The organism is Streptomyces sp. NPDC001933 (assembly GCF_042890955.1).
In the GTDB taxonomy this organism is placed as follows: domain Bacteria; phylum Actinomycetota; class Actinomycetes; order Streptomycetales; family Streptomycetaceae; genus Streptomyces.
This window is the reverse complement of record NZ_JBIASS010000023.1, coordinates 12750-26236: the sequence shown is the minus strand read 5'-3', so window position 1 is coordinate 26236 and position 13487 is coordinate 12750. Positions and strand designations below refer to the sequence as shown.

The following is a 13487-nucleotide window of genomic DNA, read 5'->3' as shown; positions in this document are numbered from 1 at the left end:
GTGACGACCGTACGAGAGGGAGCGCGTGCCCTGCGGCGTCCCGCGCGCGGCTTGCTGGCCGGAGTCCTGATGGTGGTGTTCCTGGCCCCCTTCTACCTGATGCTGCGCAACGCGCTGATGGACACGCGGACCCTGACGGCGCCGGAGTGGACCTGGTGGCCCTCGACGATGCACTGGGAGAACTTCACCTCCCTGTTCAGCGACCCCACCCTGGACATGGGCCGGTCCCTGGCCAACTCCCTGCTGATCGCCGCGATCACGGCGCCGGTGTCGACTCTGCTGGCCTCGGCCGCCGGATTCGCGCTCGCCCGCATCCCCGTGCCCGGACGTGGCGTCGCGCTCGGCCTGGTCCTGGCCACGCTCATGATCCCCGGCTCGGCGACCTTCGTGCCCACCTTCGTCGTCGTGGGCTCGCTCGGCGGCATCAACACCCTGTGGGGCATCATCGCCCCCGGGCTCTTCAGCCCCTTCGCGGTCCTGCTGTTCCGCAACTTCTATCTGCAGTTCCCCCGAGAGATCGAGGAAGCCGGCCGCCTGGACGGCCTCGGCTGGCTCGGCCTCTACCGCCGGATCGCCCTGCCGTCGTCCGGAGCCATGCTCGCCTCCCTCGGCGCGCTCGCCTTCATCGACAGCTGGAACGCCTTCCTGTGGCCCCTGGTCATCGGCCAGGACCCGTCCTCCTGGACGGCGCAGATCGCCCTGTCCACCTTCCTGACGGCGCAGACCATCAACCTGCCCGGCCTGTTCGCGGGCGCCGTCGTGACCATAACCCCACTGGTGGTCATGTTCCTGGTCGCCCAGCGCCACATCGTCGAAGGCATCGCCCACACCGGCCTCAAGGGCTGACGACCCCTTCGGCTCCCCGATTCCGGACCGCCGGTCCGGTATGGCAGCACCTCCTTCACATTCCACGCCTTGGAGGGCAGCACCATGAGATCGATCAGTCGCAGTTCCGCCGGCCGAGGAGGCATCGGGCGGGCACTGCCCGCAGTTCTGGCCGCGGCGGCACTCCTCGTCGGCCTGACGCCCGGCACGACGTCGGCCGCAGCCTCCGCCGAAACCACCGTGACGACCGTGCTCACGGGGGAGCAACTCGCCGCGTCCTGGCGAGGACCGCTGAGCACGCGCGGTCGGTACATCGTCGACGCCGACGGCAACCGCTTCAAGCTCAAGGCCGGCAACTGGTCCGGCGCCCAGGGCACCTGGGAGGGCAGCGGCGACGTCAACGACCCCGCGAACCACCAGGCGGACCAGAAGTCGAACAACATCCCGCTCGGCCTGGACCGCGTCCCAATGACGCGGATCCTCGCGGACTTCCACGCTCTCGGCCTCAACACCATCCGTCTGCCCTACGCCGATGCGATGATCGACGACGACACGGTGGTGCCGGACGAGGCCGTCACGGCCAACCCGGAGCTCAAGGGCAAGACCCCGCTCGACGTGTTCGACGCCGTCGTTGCCGCACTGACCGCCGACGGCTTCGCCGTCATCCTCAACAACCACACCACCACCTACCGCTGGTGCTGCGGCCTCGACGGCAACGAGCGCTGGAACAGCAGCCAGACCACACAGGAGTGGGTCGACAACTGGCGGTTCATGGTGAACCGCTACAAGTCGAACAAGCGGGTGGTCGGCGCCGACCTGCGCAACGAGGTCCGCCGGGACTGGAACGACGACCCGAACTGGGGCTGGGGCAACGAGCACGACCTCTACAAGGCGTTCCAGGAGGCCGCCCTCAGGATCCAGGATGCCCACCCGGACATACTGGTCATCATGGAGGGCATCAACTGGCAGGGCATCCCCCAGGGCATGTTCCCCCACGGCCGGCCGACGCTCACCCCGGTCCGCAACCTGTCCAACACCCTCATGTACTCCAACAAGCTGGTCTACTCCGCCCACTTCTACGGCTTCACCGGCCCCAACCACACGGGCTCGACAGGTGGTTGGCAGAACGGCGAGACCAACGACCCGCGCTACCGCGACCTCAGCCCCGAAGACCTGATCAAGGTCATCGACGACCAGGCCCTGTTCGTCACCGAGTCCGGTCAGCACTTCACCGCCCCGGTGTGGGTCAGCGAGTTCGGTACGGGTGGACGTGGGCAGACCGACCAGAAGGAGACGGACTGGTTCAACCGCTTCACCGACATCCTGGTGGAGAACGACACCGACTTCGCGGTCTGGCCGCTGACCGGCTGGATCACCGACGGCAAGATCAATGACGACTGGGCGCTGGTCTCCTACGACGAGGCCGGCAAGCGGCAGAGCGTCCTCGACCCCGGTGACTGGCGCGCCACCGCCTGGAACAAGCTCGTGAACGCCACCGGTAAGACCGGCAAGGTCGCCGAGGCCGACCGCTGGAACATGCTGAACGTCGCCTCCGGCAACCAGAACGCCTCGTCCTGGATGCGCGCCCACGCCCCGGTCCAGACCCCGGGCAACCTCCAGGGCTCCTGCCCCGACGGCCAGCGCCTGATCGGCATCAGCCGGGAGAACCGCCGCGGTCTGTGCACCGACGTCAACAAGCTCGCCACCGGCTCGGGCGACTGGGTGGTCGTCAGGGACCAGACGACCGTCACCCAGGACTGGGCTCCCTACTGGGAGAAGCTGGAGTGCCCCACAAACCACTACGCGGCCGGATTCGCGTTCTGGGACACCGCGATCTCCGGACTTCTCTGCGCACCCGCGGCCGGCACACTGCCGAAGACCAACCGCGTCGCCTGGTTCGACCGAGGTGACAACCCGGCGCTGAACGAGACGCAGATCAAGAACGACTGGGCCCCCTACGACTACAAGGGGCAGTGCCGCACCGACGAGTACCTCGCGGGCGTCGCCTACACCTTCAACCGGACCCAGGGCGCCCCGGCCCACGGCAAGCTGGGCGTCCCGGACGCCCTCCTCTGCCGCCCCCTGAGCTGACCGACAGCCTCAGGCCCCGGCACCCCAGCACCGACACCTAGGAGCACCACAGTCATGCCTCGACTGGAGATCGCCGCAGACGGATTCCGTCTCGACGACCGACCGTTCCGCATCATCTCCGGCGGACTGCACTACTTCCGCGTCCACCCGGAGCAGTGGGCCGACCGGCTCCACAAGGCGCGGCTGCTGGGACTCAACACGGTAGAGACCTACGTCCCGTGGAACCTGCACTCGCCCCGGCGCGGCGAGTTCCGCGCGGACGGAGGTCTCGACCTGCCCCGCTTCCTCGACCTGGCCGCCGCCGAGGGACTGCACGTCCTGCTCCGGCCCGGCCCGTACATCTGCGCCGAGTGGGAGGGCGGGGGACTGCCCTCGTGGCTGCTCGCGGACCAGGACATTGAACTGCGCAGCCGCGATCCCCGCTACCTGAAGGCGGTGGACGACTACCTCGAATCCCTCCTGACGACCGTGGGCCCGTACCTCTCGACCCGCGGCGGACCCATCATCGCCGTACAACTGGAGAACGAGTACGGAGCCTACGGAGACGACTCCGGATACCTCGCCGAACTGGCCGAACTGTTGCACCGGCACGGTGTGGACGTCCCGCTCTTCACCTGCGACCAGCCCTCCGACCTGAAACGTGGCGGCCTCGACGGAGTCCTGCGCACGGTCAACTTGGGCAGCCGCGTGGACGCCGGGCTCGCCGAACTGCGCACCCAGCAGCCCGAAGGCCCGCTGATGTGCTCCGAATTCTGGATCGGCTGGTTCGACCGGTGGGGCGGCACCCATGTCACCCGCAGCGCGGAAGACGCGGCGGCCGACCTCGACCGGCTCCTCGCGGCGGGTGCCTCGGTCAACCTCTACATGTTCCACGGAGGCACCAACTTCGGCTTCACCAACGGTGCGAATGACAAGGGGACCTACCGGCCCACCGTCACCTCCTACGACTACGACGCCCCGCTGGACGAGGCCGGCGACCCCGGCCCCAAGTACGCGGCGTTCCGCGAGGTCATCGCCCGGTACGCCCCCGTGCCCGACGAGCCGGTCCCCGCGCCCGCACCCAAGCTCACCGAGGCCGTCGCCGACCTCTCCTCCTGCGCCGGCCTCCTGGACCAGATCGAGCTGCTCGGCGGCCCCGCGGTGCACGCCGACCACCCGGTCACCATGGAACAGCTCGGTCAGTCCTTCGGATTCATCCTGTACGAGACGACGCTCCCGGACGCCGGCCGCACAGTGCTCCGCGTCGAGGAGGTGCACGACCGGGCCCAGGTCTTCGTCGACGGGCAGCCGATCGGCGTCCTGGACCGGGAGAACCACGAGCACGCGCTCACCTTCCTCGTCCCCCGGCGGGGCGCCCAGCTGGCTGTGCTCGTGGAGAACCAGGGCCGTGTGAACTACGGGCGGGCGATGCACGACCGCAAGGGACTGCTCGGTGCCGTCACAGCCAACGGCCTGATCCTCGTGGACTGGTACAGCCGTCCGCTGCCGTTGAACGACCCGAGCGCGCTCTCCTGCACGGCACTGGATCCCTCCGCGCCTCCGGTCGGGCCGGCCTTCCACCGCGGGCACGTGGACATCGCCCGCCCGGCCGACGGTTTCGTCGACCTGGATGGCTGGACCAAGGGCCTGGTGTGGATCAACGACTTCGCGCTCGGCCGCTACTGGTCCCGAGGTCCGCAGACCACGCTCTACGTCCCCGCCCCGGTCCTGCGGGCGGGCCGGAACGAGATCACCGTTCTCGAACTGCACGGCTCCACGACCCGGACGGTGGAGCTCCGCGGGACACCCGACCTGGGACCCGTCGAGGACTGAGACCGCCGCCCCTCGACACGCCACCACCATCCGCTGAGAGAGACTGACGATGTTCCCGTACGCTTCCGATGCTCCCGACACCGTCGCTCCGGCGGCAGCCCCACCGGGATGGTGGCGGGAAGCCGTCATCTACCAGGTGTACCCGCGCAGCTTCGCCGACGGGAACGGCGACGGCATGGGAGACCTTCCCGGCATCCGCAGCCGACTGCCTTACCTGAAGGAGCTCGGCGTCGACGCCCTGTGGCTGAACCCCTTCTACGCCTCCCCCCAGGCGGACGCGGGCTATGACGTCGCCGACCACCGGGCCGTCGAGCCCGTGCTCGGTACCCTCGCGGACGCCGAGGAGCTGATCCGGTACGCCCACGAGCTCGGGATGCGGGTGATCGTGGACCTCGTGCCCAACCACTCCTCCGATCAGCACGAGTGGTTCCGGCGCGCGCGGGAGGAGGGACCGGGCTCGCCGTACCGCGACCGCTACCATTTCCGCCCCGGAAAGGGCGCGAGCGGGGAGCTGCCGCCCAACGACTGGACCTCTGTATTCGGCGGCCCCGCCTGGACCCGCACGGAGAACCCGGACGGCACTCCCGGCGACTGGTACCTGCACCTCTTCGCCCCCGAGCAGCCCGACTTCGACTGGGAGCACCCGGCCGTACGGCACGAGTTCCGCTCGATCCTGCGGTTCTGGCTCGACCGGGGAATCGACGGCTTTCGGGTCGACGTCGCCCAGGGCCTTATCAAGGCCGAGGGACTGCCCGACATCGGCCGCACCGACCAGCGCAGGATGCTCGGCACCGAGGCCACGCCGATCTGGGACCAGGACGGCGTCCACGAGATCTACCGCTCGTGGCGCCGAATCCTCGACACCTACCCGGGGGAGCGGATTGCGGTCGCCGAGGCGTGGGCGCCAACAGCGGAACGCACCGCCCTGTACGTACGCCCCGACGAACTGCACCAGACGTTCAACTTCGCCCTCATGGGCGCCTCCTGGGACGCCGAGGAGATCCGGCAGGTCGTCGACACCTCACTGGAGGCCGTACGGACGGTGGGTGCGTCGGCGACCTGGGTGCTGTCCAATCACGACACCTGCCGGCACGCCACCCGGTTCGCCGGTCCGCAGCCCGAGGGACAGCGCCATCGGGCGGGCGATCGCACCCTCGGCCTGCGCCGGGCCCGCGCCGCCACGCTCCTGATGCTCGCACTGCCCGGTTCCGCGTACCTCTACCAGGGCGAGGAACTAGGCCTCCCCGAGGTCACCGACCTGCCGGACGAGGCGCGCCAGGATCCGGCCTTCGCCCGCAGCGGGGAAACGGACGGATTCCGCGACGGCTGCCGGGTGCCGATGCCGTGGACCGTCGCCGGCCCCTCGCACGGCTTCGGAACGGGCGGTAGCTGGCTGCCGCAGCCTGAGGGCTGGGGAATGCTCAGTGTCGAGGCCCAGATGAGCGACCCGGACTCGACGTTGGAGCTGTATCGTGCGGCGCTCGCCCTGCGCCGGCGGCATCCGGGCCTCGGCGCCGGCGACACCGTCCAGTGGGACGACGCACCCGACGGCGTCCTCGCCTTCCGGCGGCCGGGCTTCGTCTGCACGACCAACACGGCGGACCGGGCGCTGACCATCCCCCTGCCAGGGCGCCCGCTGCTTTCCAACTCCCCGATCGAGGACGTCGAAGGCCCGCCTGGCGCGGCTTTCGCCCTGCCCGCGCACACCACCGTGTGGTGGACGGCCTGACGCACCACGGCCCCGCCAGCCTTCGCCCGAACGACCACGGAGACATCGATGCACAGCAAGCAACGCCTCACCGAGCAGCGGCTCGCCCGCGTCCTCGACGAGCGGATCAGACCCGCCGTCCACGCCCGTACCGTCCCGCTCGACATCGCGATCTGGAACGTCCCGGGCGAGCCCGTACCCGTCGCCGAAGGCCTGGCCGCACCGTACGAGCCGGTGACGCTGGGTCACCGCTGGGGGCCCGCGTGGACCACGAGCTGGTTCCGGATCAGTGGCAGGGTGCCGGAGGAGTGGGCCGGTCGTCGTGTCGAGGCTGTCATCGACATCGGCTTCAACTTCACCGGTGCGGGCTTCTCCAGCGAGGGCCTGGTCTACCGGGCGGACGGCACCGTCGTGAAGGCCCTCAACCCACGCAACGCCTACATCCCGGTGGCCGACCGGGCGGTCGGCGGCGAGGAGTTCACGTACTACATCGAGGCCGCCGCCAACCCGAACCTGAACGATGACCACCTGCCCAGCCACACCGGCGACCGGCCTTCCTGGCTGACCGGCAACGACAGCACCACCATCACCGGCGCTCCGATCTACCAACTGCTCCGCCTCGACCTGGCGGTCTTCGACGCCGCGGTGTGGGAACTCGCCCAGGACCTGGACGTTCTCGGCGAGCTCATGCGCGAACTCCCCGAGGCCGAACCACGCCGCTGGCAGCTGCTGCAGACCATCGAACGGGCCCTGGACACCATCGACCTGCAGGACGTGTCCGGCAGCGCCGCCGCCGCCCGCAAGGCGCTCCGCCCCGCGCTCGAGGCTCCCGCTGCCCCCAGCGCCCACCGCATGTCCGCCGTCGGACACGCCCACATCGACACCGCCTGGCTCTGGCCACTGCGCGAGACCGTACGCAAGGTCGCCCGGACACTCTCCAACGTCACCCACCTCATGGACGACCACCCCGGCTTCCGCTTCGCCATGTCCCAGGCCCAACAGCTCGCCTGGCTCAAGGAGCACCGCCCCGAGGTCTACGGCCGGGTCCGGGAGAAGGCGAAGACCGGACAGTTCCTTCCCGTCGGCAGCCTGTGGGTGGAACCCGACACCAACATCATCGGCGGCGAGTCCCTCGCCCGGCAGCTGATCCACGGTAAACGCTTCTACCTCGACGAGTTCGGCGTCGAGACGAAGGAGATGTGGCTGCCCGACACATTCGGTTACAACGCGGCCATGCCACAGCTGATGAAGCTGGCCGGCGTGCGCTGGTTCCTCACCCAGAAGATCTCCTGGAACACCACCAACAAGTTCCCGCACCACACCTTCTGGTGGGAGGGCATCGACGGCACCCGCATCTTCAGTCACTTCCCGCCCGTCGACACGTACAACGCCGAGATCACCGGCGCCGAACTCGCCCACGCCGTGAGGAACTTCCAGGACAAGGAGGCGGCCAACAGCTCACTTCTCCCATTCGGCTACGGAGACGGCGGCGGCGGTCCCACCCGCGAGATGCTGGCCCGGGCGTCCCGCCTGGAGGACCTGGAGGGCTCGCCGCGGGTCGCCATCGAGAGCCCCGCCGACTTCTTCGAGCGGGCGCACGCTGAGTACGCCGATGCCCCGGTGTGGCTCGGCGAGCTCTACCTGGAGTTCCACCGCGGCACGCTCACCAGCCAGCTGCGCACGAAGCAGGGAAACCGGCGCAGCGAACATCTCCTTCGGGAGGCCGAGCTGTGGTCCGCCACCGCAGCCGTCCGCACCGGATTCGCCTACCCTCACGAGGCCCTCGACCGGCTCTGGAAGACGGTGCTGCTGCACCAGTTCCACGACATCCTGCCCGGTTCCTCCATCGGGTGGGTGCACCGCGAGGCCGAGGCGACCTACGCGTCGGTCACGGCCGAGCTGCACGGGATCGTCGACGCCGCCCAGCGCGCCCTGGCCGGGAAGGGCGAGGAGCAGGTGGTGTTCAACGCCTCCCCGTTCACCCGCGACGGCATCCCCGCCTTCGGTGCGGCGCCGTGCACGGGATCGCCGGACCGTCTCGTGGCGCCCGTGCCGGTCGAGGGCGGCCACCTCCTCGACAACGGGCTCGTCCGCGTCCGGATCGACGCCCGGGGACTGGTGACCTCGGCGTACGACATCACCGCAGCCCGCGAGGCCATGGCACCCGGCACGGCGGCCAATCTCCTCCAGCTCCACCAGGACTTCCCCAACGAGTACGACGCCTGGGACATCGACGCCTTCTACCGCAACACCGTGCACGACCTCCGCGACGCCGAGTCGGTGCGCGCGGAGACCGACGGTGTGCGGGTCGTACGGACCTTCGGCGACTCCCGGATCGAACAGTTCATCTCCCTCGGGGAGGGATCCCGGCGCCTGGACATCGACACCGAGATCGACTGGAACGAGAGGGAGAAGCTCCTCAAGGCCGCCTTCCCACTCGACGTGCGGGCCGACCACTCCAGCGCGGAGGTCCCCTTCGGGCACGTCCAGCGCCCGACGCACACCAACACCAGCTGGGACGCGGCCAAGTTCGAGTTCTGTGCCCACCGCTTCCTCCACGTCGGAGAACGGGGCTGGGGCGCGACCGTGGTCAACGACTCCACCTACGGACACGAGGTCACGCGTGATGTCCGCTCCGACGGCGGCACCACCACGACGGTCCGGCTCTCGCTGCTCCGTGCCCCGCGCTATCCCGACCCGGACTCCGACCAGGGCCAGCACCACCTGCGGTACGGATTCGTGATCGGCGCCGACATCGCGGACGCGGTGCGCGAGGGATACGGCTTCAACGTCCCCGAGCGCTCCGTGCCCGGTTCCTCGGCGGACGTCGTACCCCTGGTGGCCACGGATGACGACGCCGTCGTCATCGACACGGTCAAGCTCGCCGACGACCGCTCCGGCGACATCGTCGTGCGCCTCTACGAGGCACACGGAGGACGGGCCACGGCCCTGCTGAGCACGGGCTTCCCGCTGGAGTCGGCCACCGTGACTGATCTCCTGGAACGCCCGCTCGCCCCCGGCGAGGAATCCGGTGCCGCCCGGGAGACCGACGCCGGACAGGTGTCCCTGAACCTGCGCCCGTTCCAGATCCTCACCCTCCGGCTGCGCTCTGTGTCCACGGCCCATACCGAACGGTGACGCACCACTGGTGAACGGGTGACGGAAGGAGGGGAAAGGATGGCGTACGGAGCTCTCGACATCGGGGGGCACGAAGATCGCCGGGGCCCTCGTCGACGGGGACGGCCGCCTCTTGGCCAGGTACCAGCGGCCCACGCCGGCGCGAGAGCCAGCCGGAGCCCCCGCCACGACTAAGAGAAACAAGGCCGGGGGGCGACACGGGAAATCCGTGTCGCCCCCCGTTACCGTCTTCGTGGCTCTGCAACGGAGCCTCCGGCTTTCGGGTCCGGCATGACTTCCCCCCTGTTGCGGTTGATGATCCGGGGGTGGTGTCACCGGGCCCGGAGGCATCGACGGACCGCTGATGAGGGGCTTGAGCACCGGCTTCACCCGAGCCGGAAGAGCTCTCCGTAACGTGGATGTGGCAGCTCGGTGCCGAGGCAAGGCCGGACGAAAGCGTGATGGAGGGGCCTGCACGTGATCGACACCGGCGACATCGACGTCTTCCTCGGTCTGGACGTCGGCAAGGGCGAGCGATCTCGCCTGACGGCGAGGTGCGGTTCGAAATCGCCGCGCCGCGCCGCTTCGACCCCGTCGTCGGCGCGGACGGACTGCACTCCAACGTACAGCGCCTCGTCTTCGATGACGAGTCCGCTGCAACGCCTTCATCGGGGCCTGCCTCGGGGTTCTGACCCTGCCGAACGTCGCCGACCTCGACCGCGAGCTCCTCATCCACGTCTGTGTCGGCCGCGCTGCCGGCATGTACGGCGCGCGGCACCTCGGCGACGCGCGGGCCTTGTTCCTGTTCCGGAGCGAGCCCGAGCTCGACTACCACCACCGCGACGTGCCCCGGCAGAAGGAGCTACTGCGCGGTGCGTTCGCCGGCATGCACACCCACGTTGACCGCTGGCTGGACGGACTCGACCACATCCCGGCGTTCTACTTCGACTCGATCACCCAGCTCCGCATGGACACCTGGTCGCAGGGGAGGGTGACGCTCGTTGGCGACGCGGGCTACTGCCCCGGTCCGGCCGTCGGCGGCAGCACCAGCCTGGCCGTCGTCGGCGCGTACGTCCTCGCCGGAGAGCCGGCACGGGCGGGCGGCGACCACGAGCGCGCCTTCCCCGCCTACGAGCGCGTGATGGCGGAGCACGTGCGCAGCAGCCGCGCGGCAGCGTTGAGCGCGGCGAAGACCCTGATCCCCATGTCCCACCTCGGCGTGTGGGGACTGGCCCAGGGCGCCCGCCTGATCTCCGCCCTGCCCGCAGGCCCCAGCCGCGCCCTCGTTCGGGCCGGGGTGACCCGGTTCTTCTCGGAGAAGATCTCGACCCGTGCCACCCGGCGGCCGGAGCTGGAGGCCGCCGTGAAGCTCGCCGGGGAGATCCGCTCCTCCGGCGTCGCCGTCACGCTCGTCGTCCACGAACACAAGCGGCTCGGCCGCGGCATCGAACTCGCCATGTTTGCCGAGGAACTGAAGGCCAGTGACATCGACCTGGAGTTCCTCACCGGCGAGCTCAAGGGCTCGCACGACGCCTCCGGCATCGTGTTCACCGTGCTCGCGGCCATGTCCGGCATGGAGCGCGAGTACATCCGCGACCGCACCCTCGAAGGCCACGAGTCCGCCCGCAAACGCGGCAACCATCGGCGGCGCAGGCGTCACCGACGACGGCATGCTTTCCATGGCCCTTCAACTACGCGAGCAGGAGGTGAGCCTGCGTGATATCGCCAAGCGGCTCGTCATCACCGCGGGCACGAGGAAGGGCCGGCACCCCTCGCCCGCCACCGTCATGCGGATGCTGCGTGAACACGATGAGCAGGCCGCCACGGCGGCAAGCGCGTGATCACCCCGCTACTTTGCGGCTGGTGTCCGAGCTAGGACTTCGGGGCCACCATCCAGCGGTCGTCCGGCGCCCGCAGCCGGGCCCCGCGCTCCGGCCGGTCCTCGAATTCCCCGCTCGGCGGAAGCCGGCTGTGGTCGGCCAGCGGCGGCGATCAGATGGCGGGTCCATCGAGATAGGTGTAGGTGCTCTGGGAGCTACCGCCGAGGGTGCTGACCGTGATGGCGATTCCTCCAGCGGGGTGGGGCGGGGCTGATGCGGTGATCGTATGGTCGGAGATGACGACGAAGGCCGCGGGGGTGTTGTCGAAGGTGACTCCCTGGGCGGTGGCGAGGTTGGCGCCGGTGATGGTGACGTCGGTGCCGCCGCTGGTTGGTCCGGTGTCGGGGCTGACGCCGGTCAGGGTGGGGGTGTCGAGGTAGGTGAAGGTCAGGCCGTTGGCGTTCCCGACGGGGGTGATGACGGTGACGGACACCGGGCCGGAGGAGGGAGCGCCGGGGACGCCGACGGTGACGGCGGTGTCGGTGACGGACTGGATGGTGGCCACTCTGGAGCCGAAGCGCACCGAGGTGGTTCCGGCTAGGTTGGCTCCGGTGATGACCGCGGTGCCTCCGCCGGTGACGGGGCCCATCGTGGTGGTGATCCCGGTCAGCAGCGGGGCAGGGCCGTAGTAGAAGGTGCCGAAGGCGCCGGTGCCGTCGGGGGTGGTGACGGTCACGGGGACCGGGCCCTGTCCGGCGGGGGCGCGGACGGTGACCGAGTTCGCGGTGTTGGCCAGGATGGTGGCGAGTCTGTCGCCGAAGCGCACGGCGGTTGCACCGGCCAGGTCGTGCCCCCGGATGGTCACGATAGTGCCACCGGCGGTGGTGCCCTGGCTCGGCACGAGCGTCAGGGCGATCACGCTGACTGCATTGTCAGCGTTGTCCGTCACGTACAGCCGGGTCCCGGCAGGGGTGACCGCGATGCAAGTCGGGCCGTTGCCCACGGGAATGGTGCCGGTGACGGTGTTGGTGGCGGTGTCGATCACGCTGACGCTGTTGTCGACATAGTCGGCGGTGTAGGCGGCGGTCCCGTCCGGGCTCACGGTCACGAAGCGGGGCATGGTGCCCACCCCGATGGTGGCGATGACGGTGTTGGTGGCGGTGTCGATCACGCTGACGCTGTCGCCGCCTGCATTGCAGACGTAGGCGCGGGTGCCGTCCGGGCTGAAGGCAATGATCACCGGCACGTCGCCGGCGGTGAAGCTGCCGGTGACGGTGTTGGTCGTGGTGTCGATCACGCTGACGGAGCTGTCGCCGACGTTGCAGACGTAGGCGCGGGTGCCGTCGGGGGAGACGGCGACGCCGATCGGCACGGGGCCGGTGGTCACCGTGGCGGTGACGGTGTTGGTGGTGGTGTCGATCACGCTGAGGGTGTTGGCGTTCTGGCTGGTGACGTAGGCGCGGGCGCCGTCCGGCGAGACCGCTACCCCGAGGGCTCCGGCGCCGACCGCGATGGTGGCGGTGACGGTGTTGGTGGCGGTGTCGATCACGCCGAGGGCGCCGTCGTCGAACAGGGTCACGTAGGCGCGCGTGCCGTCCGGCGAGACCGCCGGGAGGGTCGGGCCGCCGCCGGCGGCGATGGTCGCGGTGGCGGTGTTGGTGGCGGTATCGATCACGCTGATGGTGTTCGACGCCCGGTTCGTGACGTAGCCACGTTCCCCGTCCGGGGTCAGTGCCACCCCCAGCGGGGAGCTGCCGACGGGGATGGTGGCGTCAGCCGACGGCAGCACCGTGGAGCGTTGCCGTGGCAGCGCGACGGCGGCGAGCAGCGGATCAGGTCGGGTCAAGACGGTCACGGCGCAGCCTTTCTTAGCACGTATCGGGGAACCGCGGCCCCTGTCCCGGGGCAGGCCGCGGCTGATGCCGCTGGGTTCGCCTGCGGCGGTACGGCCCGCGCTGCAGGCTGCCGACGGTCCTCACCGGTCCCCATGGCCCGAACGACCACGCCGAAGAACCGCTCCAACCGCCTCCAGCATGTGACCCGGCAAAGGATGGGCGGCCCGCCGGATTCACTACTCAAAGTGATGCACAGTGTCAAACGGGTGAGAAGAGCCA

The 13487-nt window shown here is 69.7% G+C and carries 8 protein-coding genes; 7 read left to right on the top strand and 1 reads right to left on the bottom strand.

The features are described 5' to 3' along the window. The 7 genes from ACFYY7_RS37190 (at position 1) to ACFYY7_RS37160 (ending at position 11394) form a co-directional block, all read left to right on the top strand. On the top strand, positions 1-846 hold the full coding sequence (locus ACFYY7_RS37190) for a carbohydrate ABC transporter permease (protein WP_351265419.1): 846 nt from the start codon (positions 1-3) through the stop codon (positions 844-846). Positions 847-930: 84 nt separating this feature from the next. Further along, positions 931-2916: a glycoside hydrolase family 5 protein gene (locus tag ACFYY7_RS37185; RefSeq protein WP_388668268.1), complete on the top strand. Its 1986-nt coding sequence runs from the start codon at positions 931-933 to the stop codon at positions 2914-2916. Positions 2917-2970: 54 nt separating this feature from the next. After that, entirely contained in the window at positions 2971-4728 is a 1758-nt protein-coding gene (locus ACFYY7_RS37180; RefSeq protein WP_388668265.1) for a beta-galactosidase family protein, read from the top strand. 49 nt (positions 4729-4777) lie between these two features. After that, on the top strand, positions 4778-6457 hold the full coding sequence (locus ACFYY7_RS37175; protein ID WP_388668262.1) for a glycoside hydrolase family 13 protein: 1680 nt from the start codon (positions 4778-4780) through the stop codon (positions 6455-6457). Between the two features lie 48 nt (positions 6458-6505). Then, positions 6506-9574, top strand: coding sequence for an alpha-mannosidase (locus ACFYY7_RS37170; RefSeq protein ID WP_388668259.1), 3069 nt, complete (start codon positions 6506-6508; stop codon positions 9572-9574). Between the two features lie 739 nt (positions 9575-10313). Then, complete coding sequence (locus ACFYY7_RS37165; RefSeq protein ID WP_388668256.1) at positions 10314-11273, top strand: recombinase family protein; 960 nt, start codon at positions 10314-10316, stop codon at positions 11271-11273. Next, positions 11260-11394 carry a hypothetical protein gene (locus ACFYY7_RS37160; protein ID WP_388668253.1) on the top strand — a complete coding sequence of 45 codons (135 nt, stop codon included), beginning with the start codon at positions 11260-11262 and terminating at the stop codon, positions 11392-11394. The genes ACFYY7_RS37165 and ACFYY7_RS37160 overlap by 14 nt, the downstream gene beginning before the upstream one ends. Before the next feature lie 151 nt (positions 11395-11545). On the opposite strand, the gene ACFYY7_RS37155 is transcribed toward ACFYY7_RS37160, so the two are convergent. After that, positions 11546-13228, bottom strand: coding sequence for an IPT/TIG domain-containing protein (locus ACFYY7_RS37155; RefSeq protein WP_388668249.1), 1683 nt, complete (start codon positions 13226-13228; stop codon positions 11546-11548). Between the last annotated feature and the right edge of the window lie 259 nt (positions 13229-13487).